General features: G+C 37.3%; 14 protein-coding genes. 11 read left to right on the forward strand and 3 right to left on the reverse strand.

Features of this window, described 5'->3' with window-relative positions:
* Positions 1 to 56 precede the first annotated feature (56 nt).
* A complete protein-coding gene (locus R2Q77_RS05120; RefSeq protein WP_316802632.1) occupies positions 57 to 842 on the forward strand; it encodes a TerC family protein in 786 nt (261 codons plus the stop codon).
* 68 nt (positions 843 to 910) lie between these two features.
* Here the strand turns inward: R2Q77_RS05120 and R2Q77_RS05125 are convergent, their stop codons facing one another.
* Complete coding sequence (locus R2Q77_RS05125) at positions 911 to 1,291, reverse strand: VOC family protein (RefSeq protein ID WP_316802633.1); 381 nt, start codon at positions 1,289 to 1,291, stop codon at positions 911 to 913.
* Between the two features lie 128 nt (positions 1,292 to 1,419).
* On the opposite strand from R2Q77_RS05125, the gene R2Q77_RS05130 reads away from it, so the two are divergent.
* The 4 genes from R2Q77_RS05130 (at position 1,420) to R2Q77_RS05145 (ending at position 5,835) form a co-directional block, all read left to right on the forward strand.
* Positions 1,420 to 2,700: a replication-associated recombination protein A gene (locus R2Q77_RS05130; protein ID WP_316802634.1), complete on the forward strand. Its 1,281-nt coding sequence runs from the start codon at positions 1,420 to 1,422 to the stop codon at positions 2,698 to 2,700.
* A gap of 119 nt (positions 2,701 to 2,819) precedes the next feature.
* Positions 2,820 to 4,292 carry a DUF5687 family protein gene (locus R2Q77_RS05135; RefSeq protein WP_316802635.1) on the forward strand — a complete coding sequence of 491 codons (1,473 nt, stop codon included), beginning with the start codon at positions 2,820 to 2,822 and terminating at the stop codon, positions 4,290 to 4,292.
* Positions 4,293 to 4,296: 4 nt separating this feature from the next.
* The gene (locus R2Q77_RS05140) at positions 4,297 to 4,989 is read left to right on the forward strand and encodes an ABC transporter ATP-binding protein (protein ID WP_316802636.1); all 693 of its coding nucleotides are present in this window, start codon (positions 4,297 to 4,299) and stop codon (positions 4,987 to 4,989) included.
* A gap of 168 nt (positions 4,990 to 5,157) precedes the next feature.
* Positions 5,158 to 5,835, forward strand: coding sequence for an OmpA family protein (locus R2Q77_RS05145; protein WP_316802637.1), 678 nt, complete (start codon positions 5,158 to 5,160; stop codon positions 5,833 to 5,835).
* A 73-nt stretch (positions 5,836 to 5,908) separates the two neighbouring features.
* On the opposite strand, the gene R2Q77_RS05150 is transcribed toward R2Q77_RS05145, so the two are convergent.
* Positions 5,909 to 6,253: a hypothetical protein gene (locus R2Q77_RS05150; protein ID WP_316802638.1), complete on the reverse strand. Its 345-nt coding sequence runs from the start codon at positions 6,251 to 6,253 to the stop codon at positions 5,909 to 5,911.
* A 103-nt stretch (positions 6,254 to 6,356) separates the two neighbouring features.
* Between R2Q77_RS05150 and R2Q77_RS05155 the strand changes: the two genes are divergently transcribed.
* The 3 genes from R2Q77_RS05155 to R2Q77_RS05165 are packed head-to-tail and all read left to right on the forward strand — an operon-like array spanning position 6,357 to position 9,086.
* Positions 6,357 to 7,382: a Gfo/Idh/MocA family oxidoreductase gene (locus tag R2Q77_RS05155; protein WP_316802639.1), complete on the forward strand. Its 1,026-nt coding sequence runs from the start codon at positions 6,357 to 6,359 to the stop codon at positions 7,380 to 7,382.
* 5 nt (positions 7,383 to 7,387) lie between these two features.
* Positions 7,388 to 8,164 (forward strand): zinc-dependent peptidase, encoded by a 777-nt coding sequence (locus R2Q77_RS05160; protein ID WP_316802640.1) that lies wholly within the window; start codon positions 7,388 to 7,390, stop codon positions 8,162 to 8,164.
* Positions 8,165 to 8,192: 28 nt separating this feature from the next.
* Positions 8,193 to 9,086, forward strand: a complete 894-nt coding sequence (locus R2Q77_RS05165; RefSeq protein WP_316802641.1) for a DUF6263 family protein — start codon at positions 8,193 to 8,195, stop codon at positions 9,084 to 9,086.
* A 93-nt stretch (positions 9,087 to 9,179) separates the two neighbouring features.
* On the opposite strand, the gene R2Q77_RS05170 is transcribed toward R2Q77_RS05165, so the two are convergent.
* Positions 9,180 to 10,166, reverse strand: coding sequence for an alpha/beta hydrolase (locus tag R2Q77_RS05170; RefSeq protein WP_316802642.1), 987 nt, complete (start codon positions 10,164 to 10,166; stop codon positions 9,180 to 9,182).
* A 91-nt stretch (positions 10,167 to 10,257) separates the two neighbouring features.
* Between R2Q77_RS05170 and hutH the strand changes: the two genes are divergently transcribed.
* The 3 genes from hutH to R2Q77_RS05185 all read left to right on the forward strand — a co-directional run bounded on the left by hutH (position 10,258) and on the right by R2Q77_RS05185 (position 13,343).
* A complete protein-coding gene (gene hutH / locus R2Q77_RS05175) occupies positions 10,258 to 11,763 on the forward strand; it encodes a histidine ammonia-lyase (protein WP_316802643.1) in 1,506 nt (501 codons plus the stop codon).
* Between the two features lie 109 nt (positions 11,764 to 11,872).
* Positions 11,873 to 12,268 (forward strand): DoxX family protein, encoded by a 396-nt coding sequence (locus R2Q77_RS05180; RefSeq protein ID WP_316802644.1) that lies wholly within the window; start codon positions 11,873 to 11,875, stop codon positions 12,266 to 12,268.
* A gap of 10 nt (positions 12,269 to 12,278) precedes the next feature.
* The gene (locus R2Q77_RS05185) at positions 12,279 to 13,343 is read left to right on the forward strand and encodes an NADH:flavin oxidoreductase/NADH oxidase (protein ID WP_316802645.1); all 1,065 of its coding nucleotides are present in this window, start codon (positions 12,279 to 12,281) and stop codon (positions 13,341 to 13,343) included.
* Positions 13,344 to 13,491 lie beyond the last annotated feature (148 nt).

Genomic DNA, 13,491 nt, shown 5'->3' on the forward strand with positions numbered 1-13,491 from the left:
TGTTCATAAATCAACCTGCTTTTTTATATCTTCGCTTTATCAGATAAAACAAATTTATGGAACTATTAACAAGCCCGGAGGCCTGGATATCGCTGTTTACGCTAACACTTTTAGAAATTGTACTTGGAATCGATAATGTGATTTTTGTAAGCATTATTTTAAACCGTGTTCAGGAAAAGTCTCAGAAAACGGCCCGCATCGTTTGGATGGTTACTGGTATTATTTCACGCTGCTTAATGCTTTTTGGATTAAGCTGGTTGCTTTCTCAAAAGGGAAAATATATTATCCCCGAATCGTGGTTTGGCAAAGGCTTTGATTTAGCCAGCATCGTAATGTTATTGGGCGGTTTGTTTCTGATTTACAAATCGGTAATGGAAATTCACCATAAATTAGAAGGCGAAGATCCGGCCCTAAATGCAGAAAATAAAAAACCACTGGGTTTTGGACAAGCCATTTTTCAGATCATGCTGATAGATGCTGTTTTTTCTTTCGATAGCATTATTACAGCAGGCGGTACTGCCAAACATGTCGAAGTAATGATTATAGCAGTTGTTATTGCCATGATTATTATGTTTACATTCAGTCCAAAAATTGCCGGTTTTATCCATAAACACCCAACATTAAAAATGTTAGCCCTTTCGTTTTTAGTGATGATTGGTTTAAGTTTGGTTATTGAAGGCTGGGATGCCAAAGCAGCCCATGAAATGCACCTTAAAAACTATATTTATTTCGGTATGGCATTCTCAGTTGGTGTAGAAGTATTAAATATGGTCTTTAGAAAACGTCAGCAGAAAGGTCGAGTTGTAGAATTAAACGATCCTAAAATAGAGGAAAAGAAATAGCTTTTTCAGCTTTACAAAATTATAATGTGCTTATCAACTTAAGGTAAGCACATTTTTTTTGAATCAGGTTATAAATAATTACTGATTTCAATCAAATTTAGATCAGGATCGCGCAGGTAAACCGAAATTATTTTCCCGTTTGCACCCGTTCTTTCCATCGGCCCCTCTTCTATTTCCACGCATTTGGTTTTCAATTCTTCCATTACGGCTTTAATGGGTAAATCGGTTATAAAACATAAATCGGCGCTTCCGGGCATTGGCTTAAAGGCCTTGGGTTCAAATTCGTTTCCGTACTGGTGGAGGTTAATTTTCTGATTTCCAAATTTTAATGCCTTTCGGGCATCGCCAAATTCGATAATTTCCATGCCCAAAGCATTATTGTAGAATTTACAGGTACTATCTATGTTCGCAACTGTAAGTACAAGGTGGTCTATATTTTTAATTTCCATGCCATAAAATAATAAGAACCAATGGTGTGTAAACTTTGTTTTAATTAGCAGGCTTAATTAACGTAAATGTATTGTCGCAAAGCCTTAATCGTTTAAACAAAATTAACCGAATTTTATATCTTTACCATATGCAAAATTTGCCGCCATTAGCAGAAAGAATGCGTCCTCAAAATCTCGATGAATACGTTGGTCAGCAACATTTGGTTGGAGCCGGGGCTGTTTTGCGTAAAGCGATTGAAAGTAGTCAGTTACCCTCCATGATTTTTTGGGGGCCGCCCGGTGTAGGGAAAACAACTTTGGCTTATATTATTTCTCAGGCATTAGATCGGCCTTTCTTTAATTTGAGTGCCATTAACAGTGGCGTGAAAGATATTCGTGAGGTTATTGACAGGGCTGCACAATTGAAAGACAGCTTTTTAGGTTTGCCAATTTTGTTTATCGATGAGATTCACCGTTTCAGTAAATCGCAACAAGATAGCTTGCTTGGAGCGGTAGAGCGAGGATTGGTAACACTAATTGGAGCAACTACCGAAAATCCTTCTTTCGAAGTAATCTCCGCTTTATTGTCCAGGTGTCAGGTATATATTTTAAAATCGCTTACCGAAGAAGAGTTAGCCGGTTTGTTGCAAACTGCAATAAAGAAAGACCAAATCCTTTCTGAAAAGAAAATTACCATAAAAGAACATGAAGCATTAATCCGTCTTTCTGGTGGCGATGCAAGAAAATTGCTGAACGTTTTAGAAATTGCAATTAACGGTATCGGAGGAAATAAAATTACGCTTACCAATGAGAATGTGTTAGCCCATGCACAGCAAAACTTAGCCTTGTATGATAAAGCGGGTGAGCAACATTACGATATTATTTCGGCTTTTATAAAATCCATTCGCGGAAGCGATCCAAATGCGGCGGTGTATTGGCTGGCCCGGATGATTGAAGGTGGTGAAGATCCCTTATTTATTGCCCGCAGGTTATTGATTTTGTCATCAGAAGATATTGGGAATGCCAATCCAAATGCCTTGTTACTGGCCAATAACTGTTTTACTGCCGTTAATGTAATTGGTTACCCGGAAGCACGAATTATTTTATCGCAATGTGTAACTTACTTAGCCAGTTCGGCAAAAAGTAACGCCTCATACGAAGCCATTAATAAGGCTCAAGCCCTGGTAAAACAAACCGGAAATTTACCAGTGCCCTTACACATTCGCAATGCGCCAACCAAACTGATGAAAAATATTGGTTATGGAAAAGATTACCAGTATGCACATGGTTACGAAGGTAATTTTTCTCCGCAAGAATATTTCCCTGACGAATTAAGCGGAACAAAACTATATGATCCGGGTAAAAATGCAGCAGAAGAAAAACTGCGCGAAAAGTTAAAACAAAACTGGAAAAACAAGTATAACTATTAGGTTCAGGTTGAAATATTTTTTTTCCCAATTGATGTAACATATTGCCCTTTGCCTATACTAATCAACCAGGTATTAAATTATTGTTTTTTAATGCCAACTTTATAAACCAAATAACAATTATGCTCAGTACTTTTTTAGATCATCAATGGAAATCATTCTGGCGCTCCAAAGGTAGAGGGGGCAGTATAGCCGGCCAGATTTTTTTGGGCTTTTTTATGCTGTATTTCCTCACCATCGCGGTTGGCGTTGGCTTTGGAATGGCGCCCCTGCTTCCAAAAATATTTCCCAATCAGGATGTTATAACCAGTTTTAATGGAATTATCCTTTTTTATTTTGCATTGGATTTTGTTATGCGTTTGCAACTGCAGGAATTGCCAACTTTAAGTATAATTCCCTACCTGCACCTCAAAATTGGCAAAAGTAAAATCATTAAATTTTTAAATGTTAAAGCGTTGTTTTCAGCATTTAACCTTTGGCCATTTTTTATTTTCCTGCCTTTTTGCTTTATTAAAATTGCACCTGCATACGGCGCGTTTACAACATTAATGTATATCATTTCTATATTTTCCATCATGGTTTTTAATAACTACCTGGTGTTGTATATTAAAAGAAAATCGATTACCAATGTAATGTATACGTTTATTGGTTTGGCCATTATTGCCACTTGTGCTGCACTTGAATATTATAAAGTTATTTCTATTATGAAGGGGTCTGACTATGTTTTCAGAATCATAGCTACCCACCCTTATCTGGGATTTGGTTTTACAATAATAGCCTTTGGGATATTTACTTTTAATTCTGGCTTTTTACGCCGTAATCTTTATGTCGAAGAATTAAGCGGTAAACAGGAAAAAAAGGTAAGTACTGACTATGCTTTTTTAAATCGATTTGGAAAAGTGGGCGAGCTGGCCGCCCTTGAATTAAAATTGATTCTTCGCCACAAGCGGCCCCGTTCGGCTGTTATTTTAGGTTTCTTCTTCCTTTTTTACGGGTTTATTTTTTATAAAGAGAAAGCCATAAATGCCGATGCTTTTGGGCAGATGATGTTTGGAGCAATTTTTATGACAGGTATTTCCGTTATTATTTACGGGCAATTTATGTTTGCCTGGCAAAGTGCCCACTTCGATGGGTTGTTGAGCAGCAAAATAAACTTTAAGGATTTTATAAAAGCTAAATTCCTTCTTTTTACCATTTCTTGCACCTTTATAACCTTACTGGCCAGTTTTTATGGCTTTTTAAGCCCAAAGCTGTTGCTGCTGCATGTAGCTGCTTACTTATATAATATAGGTTTTGGAACTGTAGTCGTGCTTTATTTAGCCACATTAAATTATAAAAGGCTTGATATTAAAAAAGCTGCAAGCTTTAATTATCAGGGAACAGGCGCTACACAATGGCTTTTAATGTTTCCTTATGCCCTTACGCCTATTTTAATTTATGTGCCGTTTGGAATGTTGAATAAACCATACTGGGGATTAATTGCCGTCTCTGTTTTTGGTTTAGCCATGCTTTTAATGCGTGGTTTCTGGGTAAATTACATCACAAAACAATTTGAGTTAAAAAGATATAAAATAGCCGAAGGCTTTAGAGAATAATATTATGATTTTAGAAGTAAAAAATTTACAGAAAGTTTATGGCGATAAAACCGTCGTAAACATACAAGATCTACAAATTGCAGCTGGAGAAACAGTTGGTTTAGTTGGGAATAACGGAGCAGGTAAAACCACTTTTTTTCGCATGCTGCTTGATTTAATCCGTCCTTCACAAGGTGAGGTTTTATCCAAAGGACAAAATGTAATGCAGGGCGATGAATGGAAAAACTATACCGCATCGTTTCTGGATGAAGGCTTTTTAATCGACTACCTTACACCTGAAGAATATTTTACCTTTATTGGTAGCTTACATAATTTAAGTGTGGCAGATGTTAGTGATTACCTGACGCGATATACAGAGTTCTTCAACGGAGAAATTATGAATAGCGGGAAATACATTCGTGATTTTAGTAAAGGCAACCAAAATAAAGTAGGTATTGCTGCAGCCTTAATGCAAAATCCAGAAATATTAATCCTGGATGAACCATTTGCCAACTTAGATCCAACCACCCAAATCCGTTTAAAGAAATTATTAAAAGAACATACAGGTAATATGACCACTTTTATTTCGAGTCATGATTTAAATCATGTTACCGATGTCTGTAACCGGATTATTCTGGTAGAAAAAGGACAGGTTATTCAAGATTTTAAAACCGATGAGCATACACTAAAAGCATTAGAAAGTTATTTCTCTGCATAAAATTGTACTAAGAATGATACATGTAAAAAAGGCATGCACTACTGCACATGCCTTTTTTCGGTTTTTATGAGGTTATTTTTTCCTTTAAAGCCAATAAATAGGTTCAATAATTATTTTTGGCACCGTGTTTGAATAAGCGATGGAATAGAATTATAAATCTACAGCATTATGAGTATTTCAAAAGTAAGAATAGCGACACTAAGTATAGGATTAGCAATAGGTGCAATGGCGTTTCAAAGTTGCGATAGTTTAACCAAAACACAAAAAGGAGCTGGTATAGGTGCAGCTGCTGGTGGTGTGCTTGGTGCCTTAATTGGTAAAAAAGCTGGTAACACAGCCGTAGGCGCGTTAATTGGTGGTGCTATTGGTGGTACAGCTGGTGCTTTTATCGGTCGCAGAATGGATAGACAGGCTGCTGAGATTCAAAAAGCAATCCCTAATGCAGAGGTAATTCGTGAAGGAGAAGGTATCATTGTTAAATTTGATAGCGGTATTTTATTCGATTTTGATAAAACAGCGTTAAAAGATGCAGCTAAAACAAATGTTCAAAGTTTGGCCGCTTCGTTAAACCAATATCCTGATACTGATATTAAAATTATTGGTCACACAGATAATAAAGGAACTGAAACCTATAATATGGGTTTATCAGAAAGAAGAGCAGCAGCAGTTAAAGCTTATGCAGTTTCTCAAGGTGTACCGGCTTCAAGATTAGTTACTATTGGTAAAGGTTTTGCTGAGCCAATCGCAGATAACGATACAGATGCTGGCCGTGCGGCTAATCGTCGTGTAGAAATTGTAATCGTTGCAAACGATGCATTAAAAGCAACTGCCGAAAAACAAGGATAATTTAAGGATCTATACTTCTACCTAAGGAAGATCAACATACCTTCAGCCCTAATGCTTTTGCATTAGGGCTTTTTTATGAATAAATATCTTCAAAATAGCTCACCACTAAAGATTTCATCAGCATTTCCTGTTCCAGCATGGTATAAGGGGGAATCGCTTTGATCAGCTTCCAGTGTGGCCACCCATCCTGGTCTACCCCTTCAAGTTCATAGAAATCCATTTCGCTCAATAGCCTGCACGTGGCAATGTGCATGAGCTCTTCCTTTTGTCGTTTGCTATATTTTTTTGGCCCTTTTCCTAATTCCTGCACGCCAATTAAGAATAACATCACCTTTAGGTCAGGAAAATCTGAATCAAACTCTTTTGAAATTTTTTCCTGTAAAACTTTCCACTTTGCATTAATCTCTGACGGTTTCATGTGGCAAAGATAGCGTTAAAAAGGATTAGACGTTAAGGTAAAAGGTTTATGGTTTGACATAAAAGCTCAATCATAATTGTATTTTTGATCACATTTATTAGTTATGGATACAAATTCAAATAAAATAATTAACGCGGGTTTACTGGCGTATGGCATGAGTGGAAAGGTTTTTCATGCGCCTTTTTTAAATGCACACCCAGGGTTTAATTTAAGGGCTGTTACCGAGCGAAGCCATAAAAAGGCACAGGTAGATTATCCAGGTATTATTAGTTACAACAATATTGAAGCGTTGTTAAATGACGGCGAAATTGAACTGGTTGTGATTAACACGCCAAATAACCTACATTACGAACATGCTAAGGCGGCTTTACAAAAGGGTAAAAATATTTTGGTAGAAAAGCCCTTTACCGCAACAAGTGCGCAGGCGAAAGAACTTTTTGAATTGGCAGATGGTGTAGGTAAGCAAATTTTGTTTTATCAAAACCGTAGATGGGATAGCGATTTTACAGCGGTAAAAAACGTAATTAACAGTGGCCGGTTGGGTAAATTAAACGAAGTGCATTTTCGTTATGACAGGTATAGAAATGTAATCGGTCCGAAAGCATTTAAGGAAAATCCGGGTGAGGCAAGCGGTTTATTGTACGATTTAGGCCCTCACTTATTAGATCAGGTCATTAGTTTATTTGGTCAACCTTTAAATTATCATAAAGTGTTGGGCAAAAACAGGAAGGATACCCTGGTTGATGATTATTTTACCATTCAGTTAACCTATCCGGATAGTATTCATGTATTTGTGACTTCGAGTATGTTGGTTGTTAATCCCCAGGCTGCATTTGTTGTACATGGTGTGGATGGAAGTTTTATTAAGCAGCGTGCCGATATACAGGAAGAACAATTATTGGCTGGGGTAAAACTTACAGATGAAATTTATGGCAAAGAAGCAGAAGATAAAGCGGGTTTATTAACCACCATTGATGAAAAAGGAAATAAGAAAAACGAAAATATAGTTTCGGAAACAGGGAGTTATCTGCCTCTTTTTGAAGCGGCTTACCAGGCCTTAGCCAATAATAAACCTTATCCCGTTACCAGGGAAAATGTAATAACACAACTTGAAATTTTAGAAAGTTAAAATATATGAATTCATTACCATTTGCATACCTCATACCCATATTTATCCTTACATTATACTTTATCCTCCGGAAGAAAAAGCCTGCAACTGAGCCGTTAACCGAAACAGATAAAAAAATATTAAATGATTATGTAGACTATTATCATAAACTGGATGCAGCCAAAAAAACATTATTTGAACAGAAAGTTGCAGAATTTTTTAGTTCGGTTAAAATAGAAGGCGTTGGAGTAGAAATGACCACGTTGGATGAACTTTTAATTGCCTCAAGTGCTGTAATCCCGATTTTTGGCTTTCAAGACTGGCAATATAAAAACTTAAGCAGTGTATTGCTTTATCCCGATACTTTTAACAAAGACTTTGAGTTTGAGGGCGGTGGCGACAGGAATATCATGGGGATGGTTGGAACGGGTTATATGAATGGACAAATGATTTTATCTCAATCGGCTTTAAGGCATGGTTTTTCGAAAAGTGCAGGAAAAGAGAATACAGCCATCCATGAATTTGTACATCTTTTAGATAAATCGGATGGAGCTACAGATGGCGTTCCGGAAAATTTAATGGGACATGAATATACCTTACCCTGGATTAAAATGATTCATGAAGAAATTGGACGCATTGAAGATAATAAATCTGACATTAATCCTTACGCCATTACAAATGAAGCGGAGTTTTTTGCCGTAGTGTCAGAATATTTTTTCGAAAAACCAGAATTGCTAAAGGAAAAACATCCGGATTTGTATGCGCAATTGAGCCGAATTTTTGCTCAAAATCCTGCTGCATAAATTATAGATAAAATAATTAATAAAAATTATGAAATTTTTAACCACCACTTTAACCTGCTGCCTGATTTCAATCATCAGCTTTGCTCAAAAAACGTATGTAATTAAACAAAATTATCCGGTGGGTAAAAAGTATGATTATAACATTACATCCGACCAGATTATAAAAGAGAAAGTGAGCGGGCAGGAAATTAACCTGACTCAAAATATTGGTACGGATTATACATTTGACATTACGGATGGTAAAGCAGGCGATAAAAATGTGAAAGTAATTTATAATCGCATCACGATGAAATCTGTAGCAATGGGTAATACCATGGTTATGGATTCTGATCAGGGTAATGAAGACAAGCAAAATCCTTTTTCCGGCTTAAAAGGGGCAACTTTTAACATGGTTTTCGGTTCCGACGGAGCAATTAAATCGGTTACAGGAATAAACGAAATGCTGGACGGAATGGTTGTTAAAATGACATCGGACAGTAGTCAGCTAAAACAGCTTAAAGCTTCTTTAAGTAAACAGTTTAATGCCGAAGCCATGAAGCAAACTATGGAATCATCTTTTAAACTTTACCCGGAAAAACCGGTAAAAATTGGCGATACCTGGACGGTGGATACGAAAATGCAAATGAGTATGCCTATTGAAACCAATACAACTTATGTACTTAAAGAAGTTAATGATGGCATAGCAACCTTAAATGTTAAAGGAACTTTGATTTCTAAGGGAAACTTTGAAACCATGGGAAACAATATGGAAACGGATTTAAAAGGGACGAATTCGGGTGATGTACAGCTTGACGTTAAAACCGGCATGATTTTAAACAGCCACCTTCGCATTGAGATGTTTGGTATTGTTAAAACAATGGGCCAGGATATTGATTTTGAGATTCAGGGTATTAATAAAATTATTGGTAAAGCTTTAAATTAGCTTTTTTTGAATTAAACTTAACGAAGCAATCCTAATGCGTTAGAATTGCTTCGCGCTTCGCAATAAAAATATATTTTCTATAGCGAAGATAGGTTATAAACTCCCTGTAAGGGCCACTAAAAATTCTGTTGGAATTTCAATATGCGGAATGTGGCCGCAAGCTTCAAACTCTACAATTTTAGCGCCTGGAATTTTAGCGGCGGTTTGTTTACCTAAAAATTTATACTGCCCGTGCAAGGCCTGCTGATCTGGCGTTAATAAGCCTTTGCCCACAATGGTTTTGTCTTCTTTACCAATAAATAGAATGGTTGGTACTTTTAAATTCTGAAACTCGTAAACAACGGGTTGTTCATAAATCATCGTAAAAGTTAAGGCAGCTACCTTCGCCCAACGCGGATAATCGGCACTAAAAGTAACACCGGCAGCTATGTCAACCAAGCTTTCATATTCTGGTTTCCATAAAGTAAAGTAAGAACTCTGATAATATTTACGAACACTTTCGGCGGTTGTTTTAAGCTCATTTTGATATTGCTGTTCTGTGGTAACATAAGGGACAAAAGTTTTGTAATCTTCCAGCCCAATTGGGTTTTCGAGTAAAAGTTTTTCCACTTTATCCGGATACATTAAAGCAAAACGAGTTGCCAGCATCCCGCCCATGCTGTGCCCCAAAACTGAAGCTTTCTGAATGCCCAGAGTATCTAATAACTTTTTATTCCATGCGGCCATTTGATGAAAGCTATACTGGATAAAAGGTTTTGACGATTTTCCAAAACCAATCTGGTCGGGTGCAATTACCCTGAAGCCATTTGAAGTTAAAGCCTTAATAACACTTCCCCAATAATATCCACCAAAGTTTTTGCCATGAAATAAAATCACTGTACGTCCATTTGCAGCTGCGGTTGGAGCAACGTCCATATAAGCCATTTTAATATCTTGCCCTTCAGTATGAATAGGTAAATACTTAACCGGATATGGATACTTTACATTTTCAAGTGTAATAGACAGCGTATCAGTTTTTTGTGCTCTTGTATATTGAGTTAAAAGGATAGAAATAACAAGTAAAATGAAAAATCTCTTCATGTTTTTTATAATTTATGAGTAATAACGAAAGCGAACCGGCCTAATTTAAGACTTAATTTATATTTTTGACCAACCAAATAGATTAAAAATCATGCCTATATTTTACCTTGGAGAATCGCTTTTAACCCTGAATTCTCTTTCAAAAATTATTTCAGAAGCGCAAACAATAGCCTTGAGTAAAGAGGCAGTTGAACGAATTGAGAAATGCAGAAATTACCTTGATGATAAGTTAAGCCATCATAAAGGGCCAATTTATGGTATAAATACCGGTTTTGGGTATCTTCAGCACATCAAAGTAGAAGAAGAAAACTTAACTAAATTACAGCATAATCTTTTACTTTCACATGCATGTGGAACCGGTGAGGAAGTACCGGCAGACATTGTAAAGTTAATGTTGCTTTTAAAAATCCAGTCGTTAAGCTATGGCTTTTCTGCTGTTGCATTGGCTACGGTACAAAGATTAGTTGATTTTTATAATCAGAATATCTTACCTGTGGTTTACACACAAGGCTCTTTGGGTGCTTCAGGAGACTTAGCACCCCTGGCACACCTGGCTTTGCCACTCATTGGAGAAGGCGAAGTTTTTTATGAAGGGAATAAAATAAAAACAGCATCATTATACCAAAAATTAAATTGGCAGGCCCTTTCTCTTCAATCTAAAGAAGGTTTAGCCCTAATAAATGGTACACAGTTTATGAGTGCTTATGGCATTAATATTCTTTTAAAAACACAAAATTTAAGTAAATGGGCTGATGCTGTTGCAGCAATTTCTATTGATGCCTTTGATTGCAGAATTGATCCCTTTCATCATTTAAGTCATCAAATAAGGCCGCATAAAGGGCAGCTAGAAACGGCGGCTAACATAAGCAAATGGTTGCAGGGAAGCGAACTCATGCAAAAGGAAGGTAAGCAAACCCAGGATCCATATTCTTTCCGTTGTGTGCCACAGGTACATGGCGCAAGTAAAGATAGTATCGCTTACATTACCACGGTTTTCGAAACGGAAATTAACTCCGTTACGGATAATCCAAATGTTTTCCCGGATGAAGACCGGATTATTTCAGCAGGGAATTTTCATGGACAACCCCTGGCTTTAAGTTTAGACTTTCTTTGTATTGCCCTTGCAGAACTTGGTTCAATCTCCGAACGTAGGGTATTTCAACTGATTTCTGGCCAAAGGAGCCTGCCTGCCTTTCTGGTTAAAGATGCCGGCCTAAATTCGGGCTTAATGATTACGCAATATACCGCTGCCTCTATTGTTAGCGAAAATAAACAACTTTGTACCCCATCATCTGTTGATAGTATTGTGAGCAGCAATGGCCAGGAAGATCATGTAAGTATGGGTGCAAATGGTGCCACCAAATGCCTACGTGTAGTGCGTAATTTAGAAAATATTTTAGCTATTGAGTTGCTAACTGCGGCACAGGCTTTGGATTTACGCCGACCGTTAAAATCATCAACTGCCATTGAGAAAATAATGGCCGCCTACAGAGAACAGGTTAGTTTTAACGAGGCGGATAGGATTTTAGCGGATGACATTCGTAAATCTGTTGAATTTATGAAAGCTCAGGCTGTAGATAAGTTTAATAGTAACTAAATAATGCTGAAATTGATTTATAACACCTCTGTAAAATAAAAGTTATTCTTAGCCGCGTTAAAACATCCTTAATACAGAGATTGTATGTTTGTATAATAACCGCGCAATTATGGATAAAAAATGGGGCTACTTACTTAGTCGTTTAGCCATTGGGCTTAGTTTTTTTGGACATGGACTTGTCCGGCTGCCAAAACTTGAAGAATTTAGCCATTGGATGGTTGGGCAGTTTTCAAAATCTATGCTGCCCGAAGTATTGGTTCTTCCTTTTAGTTATGCTTTGCCCATTCTGGAATTTATTTCAGGTTTACTAATCGTAATTGGATTGTTTACCCGTCAAGGATTACTTTTGGCTGGTTTGGTTTCGCTTGCCCTTATTTTTGGCACAACCATGATCGAAAATTGGGAAGCCTTACCTGCTCAGTTAATTCATGTAGCTTTTTTATCCTTGTTATTATCATATCTGCCGCACAATAGTTATGCGATAGATAAACTTATTAAAAGATAATCATAATTATATGTCGAAATTATTTTCCCCTTTAACAATAAAGGATGTTACTTTTAAAAACCGCTTAGTGATTTCTCCAATGTGCCAGTATTCGTCGGTTGATGGTTTTGCAAACGACTGGCATTTGGTTCACCTGGGCAGTCGCGCAGTTGGCGGCGCCGCATTAATTATTCAGGAAGCTTCAGCCGTTACAGAAGATGGAAGAATTACCTATGCCGATTTAGGCATCTGGAAAGATGAGCATGTTGAAAAATTAAAGCAAATAGTTTCTTTTATTCATGAAAATGGAGCAATTGCAGGCATTCAGCTGGCGCACGCTGGCCGAAAAGCAAGCTGTGAAGTGCCCTGGAATGGTGGTGAGCAGATAGCTGAAGGGCCAAATAGCTGGCAGCCTGTTGGACCCTCTCCTGTTTCATTTAAGGAAGGGCAAGTTTTGCCACATGAATTAACCATAAAAGAGATACAAGATATTGTTTTTGCTTTTAGAGCGGCGGCTAAACGTGCAGTAGATGCTGGTTATAAGGTTGTCGAGATTCATGCTGCGCACGGTTATTTGCTACACGAGTTTTTTAGCCCGATAAGCAATAAACGAACTGATGTTTATGGTGGGAGTTTCGAAAACCGCATTCGTTTGGTTATTGATGTTGTAGAAGCTGTACAATCTGTATGGCCAGAAAATTTACCTCTTTTTTTACGCATTTCAGCAACAGATTGGACTGAGGGCGGATGGACTGAGGAAGATTCAGTGCACCTTGCTGCGGTTTTAAAGGATAGAGGCGTTGACCTTATTGATACTTCTTCTGGTGGAAATGTTCCGGATGCGATTATTCCGGCAGGACCAAATTATCAAGTTCCCTTTGCCGATAAAATTAGAAATGAAATTGGAATTTTAACAGGTGCAGTAGGTATTATTGTAGAGGCTCATCAGGCAGAAGAAATTTTGGAACAGGGAAAAGCAGATTTGATTTTCATTGCCCGACAATCTTTACGTGAGGCATATTTTCCAAATCATGCCGCAAAAACCTTAGGTGATGATATAGAATGGCCCAATCAGTACGTGCGTGCTAAAAGATAATTATCTCAGAAATAAACCATAAAAAGCCGATATCCTTCGGCTTTTTTGTTATGCCACAAAATCAAAAGCTGATCGGAATGTTCTTAGTGGATTCTTTAATGAGTTTAAAATAGGTATAATCTTTGCTTATAATTTGATTAACTAAGGA

It is taken from the genome of Pedobacter nototheniae, from assembly GCF_032678625.1.
In the GTDB taxonomy this organism is placed as follows: Bacteria; Bacteroidota; Bacteroidia; order Sphingobacteriales; family Sphingobacteriaceae; genus Pedobacter; species Pedobacter nototheniae_A.

Bases quoted from the DNA above. Each gene is read 5' to 3' on its own strand.
- R2Q77_RS05155 (WP_316802639.1), top strand. From the start codon at position 6,357: ATGGATACAAATTCAAATAAAATAATTAACGCGGGTTTACTGGCGTAT.
- R2Q77_RS05145 (WP_316802637.1), top strand. From the start codon at position 5,158: ATGAGTATTTCAAAAGTAAGAATAGCGACACTAAGTATAGGATTAGCA.
- R2Q77_RS05170 (WP_316802642.1), bottom strand. From the start codon at position 10,166: ATGAAGAGATTTTTCATTTTACTTGTTATTTCTATCCTTTTAACTCAA.
- R2Q77_RS05140 (WP_316802636.1), top strand. From the start codon at position 4,297: ATGATTTTAGAAGTAAAAAATTTACAGAAAGTTTATGGCGATAAAACC.
- R2Q77_RS05130 (WP_316802634.1), top strand. From the start codon at position 1,420: ATGCAAAATTTGCCGCCATTAGCAGAAAGAATGCGTCCTCAAAATCTC.
- R2Q77_RS05125 (WP_316802633.1), bottom strand. From the start codon at position 1,291: ATGGAAATTAAAAATATAGACCACCTTGTACTTACAGTTGCGAACATA.
- R2Q77_RS05185 (WP_316802645.1), top strand. From the start codon at position 12,279: ATGTCGAAATTATTTTCCCCTTTAACAATAAAGGATGTTACTTTTAAA.
- R2Q77_RS05120 (WP_316802632.1), top strand. From the start codon at position 57: ATGGAACTATTAACAAGCCCGGAGGCCTGGATATCGCTGTTTACGCTA.
- R2Q77_RS05165 (WP_316802641.1), top strand. From the start codon at position 8,193: ATGAAATTTTTAACCACCACTTTAACCTGCTGCCTGATTTCAATCATC.
- hutH (WP_316802643.1), top strand. From the start codon at position 10,258: ATGCCTATATTTTACCTTGGAGAATCGCTTTTAACCCTGAATTCTCTT.
- R2Q77_RS05150 (WP_316802638.1), bottom strand. From the start codon at position 6,253: ATGAAACCGTCAGAGATTAATGCAAAGTGGAAAGTTTTACAGGAAAAA.
- R2Q77_RS05160 (WP_316802640.1), top strand. From the start codon at position 7,388: ATGAATTCATTACCATTTGCATACCTCATACCCATATTTATCCTTACA.
- R2Q77_RS05180 (WP_316802644.1), top strand. From the start codon at position 11,873: ATGGATAAAAAATGGGGCTACTTACTTAGTCGTTTAGCCATTGGGCTT.
- R2Q77_RS05135 (WP_316802635.1), top strand. From the start codon at position 2,820: ATGCTCAGTACTTTTTTAGATCATCAATGGAAATCATTCTGGCGCTCC.